17 protein-coding genes are annotated in these 18,593 nt (G+C 37.8%); all 17 read right to left on the reverse strand.

Annotated features, from left to right (window positions below; all coding sequences use genetic code 11):
* Window position 1: 1 nt before the first annotated feature.
* The 17 genes from MKY90_RS19430 to sucD all read right to left on the reverse strand — a co-directional run bounded on the left by MKY90_RS19430 (window position 2) and on the right by sucD (window position 18,583).
* Window positions 2-1,702 carry a proline--tRNA ligase gene (locus MKY90_RS19430; protein WP_002128803.1) on the reverse strand — a complete coding sequence of 567 codons (1,701 nt, stop codon included), beginning with the start codon at window positions 1,700-1,702 and terminating at the stop codon, window positions 2-4.
* Between the two features lie 109 nt (window positions 1,703-1,811).
* Entirely contained in the window at window positions 1,812-3,068 is a 1,257-nt protein-coding gene (gene rseP / locus MKY90_RS19435) for an RIP metalloprotease RseP (protein ID WP_002088169.1), read from the reverse strand.
* A gap of 17 nt (window positions 3,069-3,085) precedes the next feature.
* Entirely contained in the window at window positions 3,086-4,228 is a 1,143-nt protein-coding gene (gene dxr, locus MKY90_RS19440; protein WP_002014547.1) for a 1-deoxy-D-xylulose-5-phosphate reductoisomerase, read from the reverse strand.
* A 23-nt stretch (window positions 4,229-4,251) separates the two neighbouring features.
* A complete protein-coding gene (gene cdsA / locus MKY90_RS19445; protein WP_002088171.1) occupies window positions 4,252-5,043 on the reverse strand; it encodes a phosphatidate cytidylyltransferase in 792 nt (263 codons plus the stop codon).
* Window positions 5,044-5,060: 17 nt separating this feature from the next.
* Window positions 5,061-5,837 (reverse strand): isoprenyl transferase, encoded by a 777-nt coding sequence (locus MKY90_RS19450; protein WP_002014545.1) that lies wholly within the window; start codon window positions 5,835-5,837, stop codon window positions 5,061-5,063.
* Between the two features lie 85 nt (window positions 5,838-5,922).
* Entirely contained in the window at window positions 5,923-6,480 is a 558-nt protein-coding gene (gene frr / locus MKY90_RS19455; protein WP_000531506.1) for a ribosome recycling factor, read from the reverse strand.
* Window positions 6,481-6,483: 3 nt separating this feature from the next.
* Window positions 6,484-7,206 carry a UMP kinase gene (gene pyrH, locus MKY90_RS19460; protein WP_002014544.1) on the reverse strand — a complete coding sequence of 241 codons (723 nt, stop codon included), beginning with the start codon at window positions 7,204-7,206 and terminating at the stop codon, window positions 6,484-6,486.
* A 66-nt stretch (window positions 7,207-7,272) separates the two neighbouring features.
* Window positions 7,273-8,160 (reverse strand): translation elongation factor Ts, encoded by an 888-nt coding sequence (gene tsf / locus MKY90_RS19465; protein ID WP_002088177.1) that lies wholly within the window; start codon window positions 8,158-8,160, stop codon window positions 7,273-7,275.
* 103 nt (window positions 8,161-8,263) lie between these two features.
* Window positions 8,264-8,965 (reverse strand): 30S ribosomal protein S2, encoded by a 702-nt coding sequence (gene rpsB / locus MKY90_RS19470; protein ID WP_002088178.1) that lies wholly within the window; start codon window positions 8,963-8,965, stop codon window positions 8,264-8,266.
* A gap of 354 nt (window positions 8,966-9,319) precedes the next feature.
* Window positions 9,320-10,099 (reverse strand): GTP-sensing pleiotropic transcriptional regulator CodY, encoded by a 780-nt coding sequence (codY, locus tag MKY90_RS19475; RefSeq protein WP_002014541.1) that lies wholly within the window; start codon window positions 10,097-10,099, stop codon window positions 9,320-9,322.
* A gap of 77 nt (window positions 10,100-10,176) precedes the next feature.
* Window positions 10,177-11,568, reverse strand: coding sequence for an ATP-dependent protease ATPase subunit HslU (gene hslU, locus MKY90_RS19480; RefSeq protein WP_002167751.1), 1,392 nt, complete (start codon window positions 11,566-11,568; stop codon window positions 10,177-10,179).
* A gap of 22 nt (window positions 11,569-11,590) precedes the next feature.
* Window positions 11,591-12,133, reverse strand: a complete 543-nt coding sequence (gene hslV / locus MKY90_RS19485) for an ATP-dependent protease proteolytic subunit HslV (RefSeq protein ID WP_002014538.1) — start codon at window positions 12,131-12,133, stop codon at window positions 11,591-11,593.
* Window positions 12,134-12,175: 42 nt separating this feature from the next.
* Complete coding sequence (gene xerC / locus MKY90_RS19490; protein WP_078184477.1) at window positions 12,176-13,075, reverse strand: tyrosine recombinase XerC; 900 nt, start codon at window positions 13,073-13,075, stop codon at window positions 12,176-12,178.
* 71 nt (window positions 13,076-13,146) lie between these two features.
* Window positions 13,147-14,451, reverse strand: coding sequence for an FADH(2)-oxidizing methylenetetrahydrofolate--tRNA-(uracil(54)-C(5))-methyltransferase TrmFO (gene trmFO, locus MKY90_RS19495; RefSeq protein ID WP_002014534.1), 1,305 nt, complete (start codon window positions 14,449-14,451; stop codon window positions 13,147-13,149).
* A 48-nt stretch (window positions 14,452-14,499) separates the two neighbouring features.
* Window positions 14,500-16,578: a type I DNA topoisomerase gene (topA, locus tag MKY90_RS19500; protein WP_002088184.1), complete on the reverse strand. Its 2,079-nt coding sequence runs from the start codon at window positions 16,576-16,578 to the stop codon at window positions 14,500-14,502.
* 144 nt (window positions 16,579-16,722) lie between these two features.
* Entirely contained in the window at window positions 16,723-17,592 is an 870-nt protein-coding gene (gene dprA, locus MKY90_RS19505; RefSeq protein ID WP_078184340.1) for a DNA-processing protein DprA, read from the reverse strand.
* Window positions 17,593-17,680: 88 nt separating this feature from the next.
* A complete protein-coding gene (gene sucD / locus MKY90_RS19510) occupies window positions 17,681-18,583 on the reverse strand; it encodes a succinate--CoA ligase subunit alpha (protein WP_000115186.1) in 903 nt (300 codons plus the stop codon).
* Window positions 18,584-18,593: the final 10 nt, after the last annotated feature.

Genomic DNA, 18,593 nt, shown 5'->3' on the forward strand with positions numbered 1-18,593 from the left:
CTTATTTTAAAATATTAGCAATATATGTTTGAAGTTCTTCTACTTTCACTTCTTCAGACTCGCCTGTAGCACGTACTTTCACTTCTACAATACCTTCGTCTGCTTTTTTACCAACTGTCACGCGAACTGGAAGGCCGAATAAATCTGCATCTGCAAATTTAACACCTGCACGTTCTGCACGATCATCTAGTAATACTTCGTATCCTTGCTCTTGTAATGAGTTATAGATATTTCCACCCATTTCACGTTGTGCATCAGATTTCATATTTACTGGAATTACATGCACATGGAACGGTGCAACAGATTTTGGCCAAACTAAACCATTCTCATCATTAAACTGCTCTGCAATTGCTGCCACTGTACGAGATACACCAATACCGTAACAACCCATAATAAGTGGTTTTGTTTTTCCGTTTTCATCTAAGAACGTTGCGTTCATTGCTTCACTATAACGAGTTCCTAATTTGAATACATGACCAACTTCAATTCCACGTGCGAAAAGAATTGTTCCATTTCCATCTGGAGATTGGTCTCCTTCTTGGATGAAGCGTAAATCTGTATATTGACTTACTTTAAAGTCACGTTCTGGATTTACATTTACATAATGGAACCCTTCTTCGTTCGCTCCTGAACATCCGTTGACAATTGATGCTACAGCATGGTCAGCGATAATTTCGATATCCCCTGTAACACCAATCGGTCCTAAAGAACCCACTTCACAGTTTAATAACTCTTTTATTTCTTCATGTGAAGCAAGCTCAACGACTGAAGCTCCGTATACATTTTTCACTTTTACATCATTGACTTCATGATCGCCACGAACAAGTACTACTACTAATTTCGCATCTACTTTAAACACCATAGATTTAATGCATTTTTCCGCTGCGATATTTAAGAATGCAGATACTTCTTCAATAGCTTTTTGATCTGGAGTTGCTACTTTTTCAAGTGCTTTTTCGGCTTCATCGCTCTTCGTATACGTAGCAACAACAGGAGCCATTTCAATATTTGCCGCATAATCAGATGTATCAGAATACGCAATTGTATCTTCACCTACATCCGATAACACCATAAATTCGTGTGTATCTTTTCCACCCATTGCTCCAGAATCAGCGATAACTGCACGGAAATTCAAACCACAACGAGCAAAGATATTAGAATACGCTTTGTATAAACCGCTATATACTTCATCCAAACTTTCTTGTGTTGCATGGAAAGAATACGCATCTTTCATTAAAAATTCTCTTCCGCGTAATAAACCGAAACGTGGTCTTTGCTCATCACGGAATTTTGTTTGAATTTGATATAATGTTAATGGTAGTTTTTTGTATGATTTAATTTCATCACGTACAAGATCTGTAATTACTTCCTCATGAGTTGCCCCTAGCGCAAACTCGCGAGCATTACGATCTTTCATACGCATTAATTCTGATCCGTAAGAATACCAACGGCCTGATTCTTGCCATAATTCAGAAGCTTGCATAGCTGGCATTAATAGTTCTACTGCCCCTGCGCGCTCCATTTCTTCACGAACAATACGTTCTACTTTGTGTAACACTTTTAAACCAAATGGTAGAAAACTATAAATACCAGAAGCATTTTGACGCATAAACCCTGCGCGAAGTAATAATTGATGACTCTTAATTTCAGCATCTGCTGGAACTTCACGTAATGTAGGACTGAATACCATACTTTGTTTCATTTATTCGCACCTCTTCATTTTACTCTTACACGCAATAAAATCCCTCACCTCGAGTTAGGTGAGGGATTTTATTCTATGAGCTCTATTTCATTATAAACTTCTTCTTATTTTACAAGAAAAACTTACGGATGTCATTCCATGTTACAACTAACATAAGCAACATTAATAATGCAAACCCAATAAAGTGAACCATTCCTTCTTTTTGACGATCAATTGGTTTTCCTCGTAATGCTTCAATTAAGAAGAAGAACAAACGTCCACCGTCTAAAGCTGGGACTGGTAATAAATTAAATAAACCAAGGTTAATACTTAAAACTGCCGCTAAACTTAGTACACGCGTAAATCCATAATCTACAACTTGATCTGTTAGATTATAAATTCCTACTGGACCTGACAACTCATTAATAGAAAATTGACCCGTTACTAATTTCACAAGCGAATCAAAAATTAGTTTCGTCCATTCGTATGTTTGTTCAAACCCTGATTTAATAGAACCCATCACTGTTTTCTCTACAGGAGAATAAACACCAATTCTACCAACTTCGTCTTTTCCTTCTTTATCAAGCGTTGGTGTTACTTTCACATTAAATTGCTCACTATCACGCTTTACATGTAACGTAATTTCTTTATTTGGGTTTTCACGTACAATCGTTACAACATCTTTCCATGTACTAGTGTTTTTCCCATTGATTGCTTGAATCGTATCGTTTTCTTTTAATCCAGCTTGTTCTGCAGCACTATTCTCCATTACTTTTCCGACCATTGGTTTGTCAACAGGAACTCCTTGTACAAATCCAAGAATCACAAAAATAACAAATGCTAGAATAAAGTTCATTGCAGGACCTGCAAAGATTGTTAGAGCACGTTGGCCCAATTTTTTAGAGCCAAATTGTCTATTGTACGGAGCGATTTGAATTTCTTCTCCCGCAGAAATGATACGAGCTTTTTCATTTACTCGGAATGTTTGCAGCTCTTCCTCGTACTCTTCATAACCCAAAATTGTAAGATTATGCTCTAAATCAGCTTGTTCGACTTCAATGACACGAACATTTGGATATTTTTCATGTCCGTCAAAAACTAATTTCACAACTTCGTCTTTTTCATTTAATACAAGTCCAACCTTTTTTCCAGGTTTTAACTCAACTGTGTCCGCATCCTCGCCAGCCATTCTTACATAGCCACCAAGGGGCAGTAATCGAATCGTATACACCGTTTCATTCTTTTCAAATGAGAATATTTTCGGACCAAAACCAATCGCAAACTCGCGGCACAAAATACCTGCTCTTTTTGCGAAATATAGATGCCCTAGCTCATGGAAAAATACGAGTGCACCGAAAATTAATATAAAGGCAATCGCTGTATTCAATTCCATAACCACCTTTGCTAAATTTGTTCCATCACAAACCGTCTTGTGGCTGCGTCAATTTCCTGAATTTCCTCTAAGCTCGGACGTGCAATGACAGTGTGATGGTGCATTGCTTTTTCAATGAGGTCTTCCACTGTTAAGAAACCAATTCTCTTTTGTAAAAAAGCTTCAACAGCTACTTCATTTGCCGCGTTCATTACAGCCGGCATACTTCCACCTGTCTTTCCAGCTTCATACGCAAAACGTAGACAACGGAAACGCTCTTGATTCATTTTCTCAAAATGCAATGTTCCCATTTCCCATAAATTTAACTGTTTCGTGTCTGAAAGAGGCAATCTATCAGGATATGTAAGCGCGTATTGAATCGGTACTCGCATATCAGGTGAGCCAAGCTGTGCCATTACACTACGATCTTCAAATTCAACCATAGAATGAATAATACTTTCTTTATGTAGAACAACATCGATTTGCTCATAAGGGATACCAAAAAGCCAGTGTGCTTCAATTACTTCTAGCCCCTTATTCATCATTGTAGCAGAATCAATTGTAATTTTCGAACCCATTGACCAGTTTGGATGACGAAGTGCATCTTCTACGGTCACTTGATGCAATTCATCTCTCGTTTTATCACGAAAACTTCCGCCTGAAGCAGTTATAATTAAGCGAGAGATTCTTTTTTCATTTTCACCATTCAAGCATTGAAAAATAGCTGAATGTTCACTGTCTACTGGAAGTAACGATACATTATGTTTTCGTGCTGCTTCCATTACAAGATGCCCTGCAGTTACTAACGTTTCTTTATTTGCAATTCCAATTGTTTTTTTCGCCTCAATTGCGCGGAGTGTCGGTAACAACCCTACGCTACCTACAACAGCATTCACTACAATTTCTGTATCTGGGTGCAGCGCTACTTCTAATAAGCCTTCGCTACCATATACTACTTTTGTATTACCAGAAACAGCTTGTAATTTTAAAACATCTTCCTCTCTTTGCACAGAGACAATTTGCGGGGAAAATTCTTGAATTACCTTTACTGCATAATCAACATTTTTCCCTACAGAAAAAGCAACGAGACGGAATTGGTCTGGGTGCGAGCGTAACACATCTAATGTTTGTGTACCGATTGATCCGCTTGCACCTAGTAAACTAATGTTTTTCATGACTCCAACCCCTCGTTCATTTATTAATTGTATTGTAATAAGAAGTATAGAATTGGTAACACAAATAACCAACTATCTGTTCGATCTAAAATACCACCATGTCCAGGTAAAATTGTACCTGAATCCTTTACACCATAATGGCGTTTAAATGCAGATTGCACTAAATCACCAATTTGTCCAAAAATAGAAATGATAATCGTCAGAACGATTAAAACTCCTACATTCGCTTCAACTGGGAAGAACATATTGTAAACAAGTGCAACAACAATTCCACAAACAATACCGCCTAATGAACCTTCAATCGTTTTATTCGGACTAATTTCTGGCCATAATTTTCTTTTTCCAAATGCTTTCCCTATGAAATATGCACCTGAATCAGTTGCCCATATGACAAATAGTGCACAGAACACATATTTGATTCCTAATATTCTCGTTTCATTTAAATATAAGAATCCCATTCCAACATATGTCGTTGCCATAAGTAAAAATGAAGCATTGTCAAAAGTAAATGTATTCTTAGAAAGGACTGTATATGATAAAAGTAATAAAACAATCACAAATGTGATTTCTAATTTACCTAACCCAATCCACGTAAACAGTTCTGATGCACTACTCGGAATTAAAATAATCCACAATAATACTGCAGCTAAAACTGTTGGTACCGAAATAAGCGTAAGCTTGTTCATACGAATTAATTCATATAAACCTATAGAAGCAAGTGCATACACTAAAACTGTAAAAGGCACGCCACCGTAAATTACGATGGGAATGAATAGCGCGGCAGCAATCACTCCAGTAATAATTCTCTGTTTCACTACCAAACCCTCTCTTTCTACACGCCTCCGAATCTGCGCCCTCTATGTTGAAAGTCTGTAATCGCATTTAGCAAATGTTCCTCGGTAAAATCTGGCCAATACACATCTGTAAACCAAAATTCCGAATAAGCAATTTGCCATAACATGAAATTACTAATACGTAGCTCTCCGCTTGTACGGATTAACAACTCTGGATCAGGTAAAGAACTCGTCATTAAGTAAGAAGAAATCTTTTCTTCACTTATTTCTTCCGAACGAATTTTTCCTTCCTCACTATCTTTCATCATATGTTGCACAGCAGAAACGATTTCATCTCGACTTCCATAGTTTAACGCGAAATTAAGAATTAATCCCGTATTCTCTTTCGTATCTTCCATGGCTTTTTCCATCGCTCTGCGCGTATGCGTAGGAAGACGATCTTTTTGCCCTATTACTCGGACTTGTACGTTTTCTTCAATCAACTCTGGTAAAAATGCACCTAAAAATTCTTCTGGAAGCTTCATCAAATAATCAACTTCTTTTTTCGGTCTTTTCCAGTTCTCAGTCGAAAAAGCATAAAGAGTTAATACTTTCACATCAAGCTTACTTGCAAATTTTGTGATTTTCTTCACAACTTGCATACCTTCATGATGACCAGCAATGCGAGGCATGGCTCTTCTCTTTGCCCATCTTCCATTACCATCCATAATAATAGCAATATGTTCTGGGATATATCCTTTTTTCACTTTTTCAATGAGATGATCAAACGATGTGACCTTTTTACTTTTAAAAAAAGGAAACTTTTTAAACATCATTCATACCCTCCAACAAGCAGACGTATGCCTAAAAGTGTAAAAAGACCCCCTTAAGAAGAGGGTCATATTTGCGAAATTATCGCTATTACACTTCCATAATTTCTTTTTCTTTGTTTTTTGCGATTTCGTCAACTTTTGCAATATATTTATCTGTTTCTTTTTGGATATCTTCAGTATATCCTCTTAAATCATCTTCTGTAATGTCGCCAGCTTTTTCAAGCTTCTTAAGGTCATCATTACTGTCACGACGTACGTTACGAACAGCAACTTTTGCTTCCTCAGCATATTTCTTCACAACTTTTACAAGATCGCGACGACGCTCTTCTGTTAATGCAGGGAATGCAATACGAATTACAGTTCCATCATTAGAAGGGTTTAAGCCTAAATCTGCTTTTAAAATTGCTTTTTCAATATCACCGATAGAAGTTTTATCATAAGGTTGAATTACAAGCAAACGTGCTTCTGGAACTGTAATGTTCGCTAATTGCACAACTGGTGTTGGTGCACCATAGTAATCAACTTGTACCTTATCTAATACAGACGAGCTTGCACGACCAGCGCGAACTGTTGCTAATTCACGAGAATAAGCAGCAACTGCTTTTTCCATTTTTTCATTTGAAGACTTCAATACTTGTTGTCCCATAATTTATTTCCCCCTTACAACTGTTCCAATATTTTCGCCTAAAACGGCACGTTTAATGTTACCTTTTTCCATAACCGAGAATACAATTAATGAAATATCATTATCCATACATAAAGAAGAAGCTGTAGAATCCATTACACCTAAACCTGCTTTTAATACATCTAAGTAAGTAAGTGTTTCGTATTTCGTAGCTGTTGGGTCAATAGATGGATCTGCACTATATACGCCATCCACATTATTTTTCGCCATTAAAATAACGTCCGCTTCGATTTCAGCTGCACGTAATGCTGCTGTTGTATCTGTAGAGAAGTATGGGTTACCTGTACCTGCAGCAAAGATAACAACACGTTTTTTCTCTAAGTGACGAATTGCTTTACGACGAATGTAAGGCTCTGCCACTTGACGCATCTCAATTGAAGTTTGTACGCGAGTTTGAATTCCAATATTCTCTAAGCTATCTTGAAGAGCTAATGAATTCATAACTGTTGCTAACATGCCCATGTAATCTGCTCCTGCACGATCCATGCCCATTTCACTTCCAATTTTCCCACGCCAAATGTTACCGCCACCAACAACAACAGCAACCTCTACATCAAGTTCTGCAATTTCTTTCACTTGTTCCGCAACTGACTTAATAACAGCTGGGTTAATTCCAAATCCTTGCTCGCCAGCTAAAGCTTCTCCGCTCAGCTTTAAAACGACACGATTATATTTCGGTTTACTCATAATGAACCTCCAATTGCTTACATCTTTATTTTAAAAAAGGGAACACAATGTGTTCCCTAATCTGTATTAGTTGTTACCTTTTACTTGGTTCATTACTTCTTCAGCAAAGTTGTCTTCGCGTTTTTCGATACCTTCACCAACAGCGTAGCGAACGAATCCTTTTAATGTTCCGCCTTTAGACTCAACGAATTGACGAACTTTCATGTCAGGATTCTTAACGAATGTTTGGTCAAGTAAGCAAATCTCTTCAAAGAATTTGCCAAGACGGCCTTCTACCATTTTCGCAACGATTTTTTCAGGCTTGCCTTCGTTTAAAGCTTGTTGTGTTAATACTTGACGCTCATGCTCAACTTCTTCAGCTGTTACAGCATCGCGGTCGATGTATTTAGGGTTAACTGCTGCGATGTGCATTGCTACATCTTTAGCAGCTGCTTCGTCAGTAGAACCTTCAAGAACTGTTAATACACCAATACGTCCACCCATGTGTAGGTAAGCGCCGAATGCATCAGCATCAGTTTTTGATACGATTTCGAAACGACGAAGTGTAAGTTTTTCACCAATTTTAGCGATTGCTTCGTTGATGTGCTCTTCTACTGTTTTGCCGCCTTCGATTGTTTGAGCCATAGCTTCTTCAACGTTAGCAGGTTTGTTAGCTAATAAGTGAGCAGCTAATTCTTTAATTAACGCTTGGAAACCTTCGTTTTTCGCAACGAAATCAGTCTCAGAGTTTAATTCTAAGATTAAACCTTCGTTACCGTTTGTTTCGATGAAAGTTAAACCTTCAGCAGCGATGCGGTCTGCTTTTTTAGCAGCTTTCGCAATACCTTTTTCACGTAAGAAGTCAATTGCTTTCTCCATGTCGCCGTTAGTTTCTGTTAAAGCTTTTTTGCAGTCCATCATACCTGCGCCAGTTTTTTCGCGAAGTTCTTTTACCATTTGTGCAGTGATTGCCATATTTTTCATCCTCCTAAAATATGTATTTATACCTTTTATAAAGGTGTTTATACCTTAAAAAAGGTGATAAAAGGCCGAACCCCTTATCACCTTTCCAAATTTGTTACGCAGTAACAGTTTCTTCACCTTGTTTTGTTTCAAGGATCGCGTCTGCCATTTTAGATGTAAGAAGTTTTACAGCACGAATTGCATCATCGTTTGCTGGAATAACGTGATCGATTTCGTCCGGATCACAGTTTGTATCAACGATACCGATGATTGGAATGTGTAATTTGCGTGCTTCAGCAACTGCAATACGCTCTTTACGAGGGTCTACTATGAATAATGCACTTGGAAGACCTTTCATATCTTTAATACCGCCTAAGAATTTCTCAAGACGCTCTAACTCTTTTTTAAGTTGAACAACTTCTTTCTTAGGAAGTACTTCGAAAGTACCATCTTCTTGCATTCTTTCGATATCTTTAAGACGCTTGATACGCTTTTGGATTGTTTGGAAGTTTGTTAAAGTTCCACCTAACCAACGTTGGTTAACGAAGTACATACCAGCACGAGTTGCTTCTTCTTTAATAGCTTCTTGTGCTTGTTTTTTAGTACCTACGAATAAAATGTCTCCACCTTCAGCAGCGATGTCACGCATCGTTCTGTAAGCTTCCTCAACTTTTTTCACAGTTTTTTGTAAGTCGATGATGTAGATACCGTTACGCTCTGTGAAGATGTAACGCTTCATTTTTGGGTTCCAACGACGAGTTTGATGTCCGAAATGAACACCAGCTTCAAGCAATTGTTTCATAGAAATTACTGACATAATTTAGTTCCTCCTAAATGGTTTTTTTGATATCCTCCGTTTACTTCATCTCTAAGCGAAACTACGAACGTAGCACCAACACTTAAATCAGTAAACGTGTGTACTTTGTACTGACACCACTGCTTACTATATCATACTGAAATATTACAATCAAGTCGAAAATGCGAACAATGTAAAACTTTCTTTTTTTCACGCTCAAATCCTAGTATTACCAACCTTCAATTCCTTTAAGCAAGGAATTGAAGGTTAATTAATAGTTTTCTAATGAATGTTGTCATGACGCCTTACGTAAGCAAAATCATTCACTTAAAAAAACAAAAAACTCTCCTCAAGCGAGGAGAGTTTTTTTATAAATTAGTTTGTTTTTAATTTAGCAAGTTCCTGTAGAAACTTGTCGTTTAGCACTTTAATGTATGTTCCTTTCATACCTAAAGAGCGAGACTCAATAACACCAGCACTTTCTAATTTACGTAGTGCATTTACGATTACCGAACGAGTAATTCCTACGCGATCAGCAATTTTACTTGCAACAAGTAAACCTTCTGTTCCATTTAATTCTTCGAAGATATGCTCGATTGCTTCTAACTCACTGTAAGATAATGAGCTAATCGCCATTTGAACAACAGCTTTACTACGTGCTTCCTCTTCGATTTCTTCTGCTTTTTCACGTAAGATTTCCATACCTACAACAGTTGAGCTGTATTCAGCAAGAATTAAATCATCGTCTAAGAACTCTTGACCAAGACGAGCTAATACTAGTGTACCTAGACGCTCACCGCCACCAACGATTGGTACGATTGTAGTTAAACCTTGACCGAATAATTCTCTATTTTCTACTGGGAATGCTGTGTAGTCACTATCCACACCTAAATTTGAAGATGTTTCTGTAACATTGAATAAACTTTGCGTATACTCTTCTGGGAATTGACGCTCTGCAAGCATGTGCTTCATACGTTCGTTTTCGATTTGTTGGTGAATCGCATATCCTAATAATTTACCGCGACGACTTACAACGAACACGTTCGCTTCAATTACTTCACACATTGTGTCAGACATCTCTCTAAAGTTTACAGGCTTTCCTGCTGCGCTCTGTAATAACGCATTTAATTTTCTCGTTTTTGCTAATAATTCCATTTCAAAATTTCCTCCTACATGTTACTTACATATTTTTTCATCACTTGGAAACTAGGGCGAGTCACCTGATGACACTATTACAAAATAAACTGGCTCACATCTTTATTTTTAGCTATTGTCGCTAATTTTTCCTCAACATATTGAGGTGTTATCGTTATTTTCTCTAACGTAATTTCAGATGCCTCAAACGATAAATCTTCAAGGAGCTTCTCCATAACAGTATGAAGTCTTCTCGCTCCAATATTATCTGTATCCTGATTAACTTGATAAGCAATCTCAGCAATCCTACGAATAGCTTCGTCTGAAAATTCAATTTCTATACCTTCAGTCGCTAATAACGCCGTGTACTGTTTAATTAGCGCATTGTCAGGCTCGATTAATATTTTAACAAAATCATCCGCCGATAATTTTGTTAATTCTACTCGAATCGGAAATCTCCCTTGCAATTCCGGAATTAAATCCGACGGTTTAGACATATGGAACGCTCCAGCTGCAACAAATAAAATATAATCCGTTTTTACTGATCCGTATTTCGTTGCTACATTCGATCCTTCTACAATCGGTAAAATGTCACGTTGCACACCTTCACGCGATACATCTACGCTATTCGACTGCTTACCAGCAATTTTGTCAATTTCATCGATAAAAATAATCCCGAGCTGTTCAGCACGATAAACAGCCTCTTGTGTAACTTCATCCATATCAATTAAGCGCTGTGCCTCTTCATTTGTCAAGAGTTTTCTTGCTTCTTTTACAGAAAGTTTACGTTTTTTCGTTTTTTTCGGCATGATACTTCCTAGTGCATCTTGGAAATTCATTCCCATTTGCTCCATGCCAGTTCCTTGCAACATATCAAACATAGAAGACTGTTGTTCCGTCACTTCGATCGATATCACTTCATCTTCAAGAAGGCCTGCCGCAAGCTTTCTTTCCACATCTTGACGTTTCTTTTCGATTTCATCATCTTCCTGTGCATCAGATGTTTGGTTTGAATTTTGATTACCACCAAAAAGCATTTCTAATGGATTTTTAAATCCAGATTGCTTCTCCGGACTCGGCACTAAAATTTCAACAAGACGTTGATTCGCTTGCTCTTCTGCTTTATCTTGAACTTTAACTACCATTTCCTCTTTCACAATGCGAACAGACGTTTCAACAAGGTCACGGACCATCGACTCTACATCTCGACCCACATATCCAACTTCTGTAAATTTCGTCGCTTCAACCTTAATAAAAGGTGCTCCAACGAGTTTCGCCATTCGCCGTGCTACCTCTGTTTTACCAACACCTGTCGGTCCAATCATTAAAATGTTTTTAGGTGCAATTTCATCACGTAAATTTTCAACTAATTTACTGCGACGGTATCGATTTCGTAGAGCTACAGCAACCGCTTTCTTTGCATCTTTTTGACCGATGATGTATTGATCTAATTTTTCCACAATTTGACGCGGAGTAAAATGTAAATGCATATAAAATGCCTCCCTTACGATTCTACAATTCTTCAACAATTATGTTGTGGTTCGTATAAACACAAATATCGCCTGCAATTTCTAAACTGGCCTTCGCAATTTGTTTCGCTGTTAAATGTTCACTTGCATGTTGCTTTAAAGCACGACCAGCAGCAAGTGCATAATGTCCGCCTGAACCAATTGCTAAAATACCATCATCTGGTTCAATCACTTCTCCTGTACCTGAAACAAGGAGCATCGTTGTTTTATCCATGACAATGAGCATTGCTTCTAGCTGACGTAGCATTTTATCACCACGCCATTGTTTCGCCATCTCAACTGCAGCGCGCTGCAAGTTGCCATTATACTCTTCTAATTTCCCTTCAAACATTTCAAAAAGAGTAAATGCATCAGCAACTGATCCTGCAAAACCAGCTAAAACTTTCCCTTGGAAAAGTTTGCGAACTTTGCGAGCTGTATGTTTCATTACAACAGCATTTCCCATCGTTACCTGACCATCTCCAGCCATTGCACATTCTCCATTATGATGAACTGCAAATATCGTTGTAGCGTGGAAATTTCCCATAGAAAAAACTCCTTTATATGTTTTTATAGCCTTAAAAGCAATTTATGCCCGCGGGTGATGCTTCATGTACACAGAACGCAATCTTTCTTTAGAGACATGCGTATAAATTTGTGTGGTTGACAAATTCTCATGACCTAATAGCTCCTGCACAGTACGTAAATCCGCTCCTTCATCCAACATATGTGTAGCAAATGTATGCCTTAACATATGGGGACTTATCCGCATTGTAAGTGAAGCTCTCTTAATGAGTTCGTTCAAAACATAACGTACACCCTGATCTGTTAACGGCTTACCTTTCGCATTTAAAAATACCATATGAGATTGTTCTTCAGTCTTTTGAGCTAACTGTTTTCTCCCGTTCTCTATATAAGTAATTAAAGCATCTTGTGCATAGCTTCCGAACGGAATATATCTTTGTTTTTTCCCTTTTCCCATCACTAAAATTGTTCCCACTGCAAAGTCAATGTCGGTAAGTTGCAAATTAACGCATTCGCTTACACGAATCCCAGTTGCATACATCAACTCTAATAAAGCTTGATTCCTTTGACCTAATGGTGCCCCTGTATCAGAAACTTCAAACAATTCCTCTAACTCTTCAGCATATAAAAACTTTGGGATTGACAATTCTTTCTTGGGAAGTGACGCAAGTGCAAACGGATTATCTTTTTGATAACCTTCACGCATCAAAAAACGATATAAACTTCGTAAGCTTGATACTTTCCTTGCGACAGATTTACGGGCTAACTTCTGATCGTGCAACGTCGTCAAGTATAAACGAACATCCGCGTATGTAACATCTAAAAAAGAGGATATGCCTTCTCGCTCCATAAATTGCACAAAATGTTCTAAATCATTTTGATAACTTGCAATTGTATATTTTGAATAATTTCTTTCAATTTGTAAATAACCAACGAATAATTGTAACAATTTCTTCACATTCACATCCATATAATTCACCTCAATAAAGGCTACTAAATCGTATCACAACTTAGTAGCCTTTGCAAGAAATTTAATTAAATATTTACAAAATTTTGAATTGTTTCCAAAGCGCGTGTAGCATATGCTTCATTTCGCTCTTGTTTCTTTTTAATTTTCTTCTCTAACGGTGTAAATAAACCGAAGTTTGCATTCATTGGCTGGAAGTTTTTCGCATTTGTCGCAGTAATATAATTTGCCATACTTCCCATTGCAGTTACAGGTGGTAATACAACTGGCTCTTCACCTTTTACAAGTCGAGCAGCGTTAATACCCGCTAATAATCCTGATGCTGCTGATTCAACATAACCCTCTACACCAGTCATTTGACCAGCGAAGAATAAATCATCACGTTGTTTATATTGATATGTTGGACGAAGTAAATTAGGCGAATTAATAAACGTATTACGATGCATTACACCATAACGTACAATCTCTGCGTTTTCTAGTCCTGGAATTAGCTGTAACACTTCTTTTTGTGGCCCCCACTTTAAATGTGTTTGGAAGCCTACAATATTATATAATGTTCCTGCTGCATCATCTTGACGTAACTGAACAACCGCATACGGTGTTTTCCCTGTTTTCGGATCTTCTAACCCAACAGGCTTCATCGGTCCAAATACTAACGTCTGTCTTCCTCTACTTGCCATAACTTCTACTGGCATACAACCTTCAAAGAAAATTTCTTTTTCAAATTCTTTTAAAGGCACTGTCTCAGCAGCAATTAAAGCCTCATAAAAACGATCAAACTCTTCTTCTGTCATTGGACAGTTTAAATATGCCGCTTCACCTTTATCATAACGGGATTTTAAATATACTTTATTCATGTCAATGCTGTCTTTCTCAACGATTGGCGCTGCAGCATCATAGAAATAAAAATAATCTTCACCTGTTAGTTTTTTTAATTGTGCAGAAAGATCCGGAGACGTAAGTGGACCTGTCGCGATAACAGTTGGTCCCTCTGGAATTTCAGTGATTTCCTCATTCATTACAGTTACGTTCGGATGATTTTTCACATATTCAGTCACTTTCGCCGCGAATTCATGACGGTCTACAGCTAAAGCACCTCCTGCTGGTACAGAGCACTCATCAGCTGCACGAATAATGACAGAATCCATTAGACGCATTTCTTCTTTAATAACACCAACAGCATTTGTCAATGTGTTTGCGCGAAGTGAGTTACTACATACTAATTCAGCAAATTTATCTGTATGATGAGCTGGTGTTTGCCTTACTGGTCTCATTTCATATAATTTTACTTGGACACCACGCTTTGCAATTTGGTAAGCTGCTTCGCTTCCTGCAAGACCTGCGCCAATGACGTTTACTACTTGTGTTGTCATATATATCACCTTTCCTTTTCTTCCCGAAAAAAATGTGAGCAGTTACGCTCACATTTGTTGTTCTTCTTCATAATCACACGAAATACATTGTACTTGCACGCCTTTTTTTAACTTTTTCTCTACGAGCATACCTTCACACTTCGGACATTTACGACCAATCGGCTTATCCCAAGATACAAAGTCACATTCTGGATACGTACCGCATCCGTAGAAAAGGCGTTTCTTTTTATTACTACGGCGTTCAATAATTTGCCCTTTATCACACTTCGGACAAGTAACACCGATTTCTTTTACAATCGGTTTTGTATTACGACATTCCGGGAAATTTGAACAAGCCATAAATTTCCCATATTTACCCATTTTAAAGACCATCGGGTGACTACATAATTCACAGTCTTCCCCAGCTGGTTCATCTTTAATTTCCACTTCACGCATTTCTTTTTCCGCTTTTTCTAAGCGCGGTTCAAATCCTACGTAGAAATCATCAACAATTTTCACCCAATTTGCATTTCCTTCTTCTACTTCATCAAGGCTTTGCTCCATATTGGCAGTAAATTCAATGTTAATAATTTCCGGGAAAAACTCTAAAATAAGTTCGATTACTATTCCACCAAGCTCAGTCGGAACGAAGCGTTTATTATCTAAAGCAACGTATCCTCGTTTTTGGATTGTTTCAAGTGTCGGTACATAAGTAGACGGTCTCCCAATTCCAAGCTCTTCAAGTGTTCTTACTAGACGAGCCTCTGTGTAACGCGGCGGAGGCTGTGTGTAATGTTGCTTTGGTTCTATATCTTTTGAAAATACAGTTTCACCTACTTCTAACGGTGGCAACATCTTATCCTTTTCTTCCGCACCATCATCTTTCGACTCTACGTACACTTTCATAAATCCTGGGAACTTTACAACTGATCCACTTGCACGGAACTGAACATTGTTATTAATGAGTTTCGCTGTAACAGTATCCATTATAGCAGATGCCATTTGACTTGCAACAAATCGCTCCCAAATCAGTTTATACAAACGGAGTTGATCACGACTTAAGAAACTTTTTAGTTCCTCTGGCTTTCTCATTACCGAAGTAGGACGAATCGCCTCATGCGCATCTTGTGCTTTCGACTTTTTCGTTTCTTTCCTCTTCTCTGTTCCTATGTATTCCGCACCAAACGCCTCAGTAATGTAATCACGAGCCTCTGTTTGAGCTGTTTCTGAGATACGTGTTGAATCAGTTCTCATATACGTAATAAGACCTACAGTCCCTTGTTTTCCAAGATCTATCCCTTCATACAGCTGCTGTGCAAGCATCATTGTTTTCTTTGCTCGCATATTTAACTTACGCGCTGCCTCTTGTTGCAAGGAAGATGTTGTAAACGGTAATGCAGGGTTACGCTTTCGCTCTTTTCGCGTTACATTTTCAACCGAAAACGCATTGTCTTTCATCTTTTCGATTATTTCGTTCACTTGTGCTTCGTTCGTTAATTGAACTTTTTCACCATCTACACCGTAAAAGCTTGCTTCAAATGTGTCTTTCCCTTTCACAAATTCTGTTTTAATTGTCCAGAATTCTTCAGGTTCAAAACTTTGAATTTCTTTTTCACGTTCGATGATTAAACGAACTGCTACAGATTGTACGCGTCCTGCACTTAATCCTTTTTTTACTTTCTTCCATAATAAAGGACTAATATTGTAACCAACAAGACGATCGAGTATACGCCTTGCCTGTTGTGCATCTACTAAATCCATATTAATTGCACGAGGATATTTAAATGATTCTTTTATTGCATCTTTTGTAATCTCATTAAATACAACTCGGCAATCTGATTCAACGTCCACATTTAACGTATTTGCTAAATGCCAAGCAATTGCTTCTCCTTCACGATCCGGATCGGCCGCGAGATAGACTTTCTTTGCTTTTTTTGCCGCTGATTTTAAATCTTTTAAAACGGGACCCTTACCACGAATGGTAATATACTTCGGGGTGAAGTTATTCTTTACTTCTATCCCCATTTGGCTTTTAGGTAAATCGCGGACATGTCCCATGGACGCGACGACTTTGTATTTTTTCCCTAAATATTTTTCAATGGTCTTCGCCTTAGAAGGCGACTCCACGATTACGAGGTAATCTGACATGCTAGTGCCTCCTTAAGAGGTGGATTCAAGTCTTCATCAATCTTATTGATTTCTCTTGTTTTTGTCAATCAAGAATGAATATACCATACAGCGACAATCTACCATTTGTCAATAATTGTTTAATAAAAACATAAAAATATATGGTTAATTTAAAATTTCTTCAAGGATATCCTCCGCATTTCTTACTAGCTTTGCGCCTTGTTGAATTAGATGATTCGTTCCCGCTGCACTCTCTATAAATATAGGTCCAGGAAGCGCAAACACCTCTCTATTTTGTTCTAGCGCAAGGTCTGCAGTAATAAGGGATCCACTTCTCGTTTTTGCTTCTACAACTAAAACACCTTTACTTATACCGCTAATAATTCGATTTCTTTTTGGGAAATACCATTTTTTCGGCACATAATGGGGCGGATACTCTGTCAATAACAATATATAATCTTTCCACGTGTCATATAAATCTCTATTCTCCTTTGGATACATATAAGATAATCCATGTCCTAATATTGCAATGGTCGGGCAATGCTGCCTTACTGTAACTTCATGAGCAATTGTATCTATCCCTCTTGCAAACCCACTAACAATAAGCCATTCTTTTTCAAGTAAAGGTTGTAAAATAAACTTCATACTCTCCTTTCCATATAAAGACGGTTCTCTCGTTCCAACAATCGCTAATTTATTTACTTTATTTAGAAAATCTCTTTCTCCTTTTCCGTATAAAACAAAAGGGGGATCTTGTATTTCTCGCAGTAATTGTGGATAGTCCTTATCCCATATTGTTATATAAAATATTCTCTTTTTTTCTAACTGGGATACATATTGTTGGAGATTTGAAATTTGAAGAAAATTTACTAGTTCTAAAGATTTTTCCGAGGATATTCCAGCGTAATATTCAAATTGTTTCGGACTAAAAGTGTATATTCCCTTCAGTTCTGGATCAACATATAGTAGTCTCTCCATCGCCTTCCAATGATCCGCCAACATGTAATGAAGGTGCAATAAACGTTCTCTTTTCATCCCAATTCTCCTTACCCATAATTTTTATTATGTAAACAAAAAACGTGTAAAAAGACACCCTCTAATAAGAAGGTGTCTTTCAAAAAGATTAGTAGTTTTTACAAGTCTCAAATAATCCCTTTTCTTTTAAAACAGAGATTAATGTTTCACCCATAACAGCTGGTGTTTCCGCTACTTTAATACCACAAGCTTCCATTGTTTTAATCTTTTCAGCAGCAGTTCCTTTGCCGCCAGAAATGATCGCCCCAGCATGACCCATACGTTTGCCTTCAGGCGCTGTTTGACCACCAATGAAGCCTACAACTGGTTTTGTCATATTAGCTTGTACCCATTCTGCTGCTTCTTCTTCTGCCGTACCGCCGATTTCACCAATCATAATTACAGCATGCGTTTCTTCATCTTCATTAAATGCTTTTAACGCATCAATAAAGTCCGTACCGTTAACAGGGTCTCCCCCGATACCTACAGCAGTAGATTGGCCAATACCTTCTTGCGTTAACTGATGTACAGCTTCATACGTTAATGTACCAGAGCGAGATACGATACCAACATGACCTTTTTTGTGAATATATCCTGGCATAATACCAATTTTACATTCGTCAGGTGTAATGACACCAGGGCAGTTTGGTCCAAGTAAACGTGTATGTTTACCCGCCATATATCTCTTTACATTTACCATATCTAATACAGGGATTCCTTCAGTAATACATACTACTAAATCAATCTTTGCATCAACAGCTTCCATAATTGCATCAGCCGCAAAAGCGGGTGGAACGTATACAACTGAAGCGTTTGCGCCTGTTGCTTTCACAGCATCTTCTACTGTATCAAATACTGGTACGCCTTCAATATCAGTGCCACCTTTACCTGGTGTTACACCACCTACAATTTTCGTACCGTATTCAATCATTTGCTTTGTATGGAATAACCCTTGAGAACCTGTAATACCTTGAACAATAACTTTTGTATCTTTATTAACTAATACGCTCATTTTTCTCCCC

It is taken from the genome of Bacillus sp. FSL P2-0099 (genome assembly GCF_038007445.1).
GTDB classification, from domain to species: domain Bacteria; phylum Bacillota; class Bacilli; order Bacillales; family Bacillaceae_G; genus Bacillus_A; species Bacillus_A mycoides.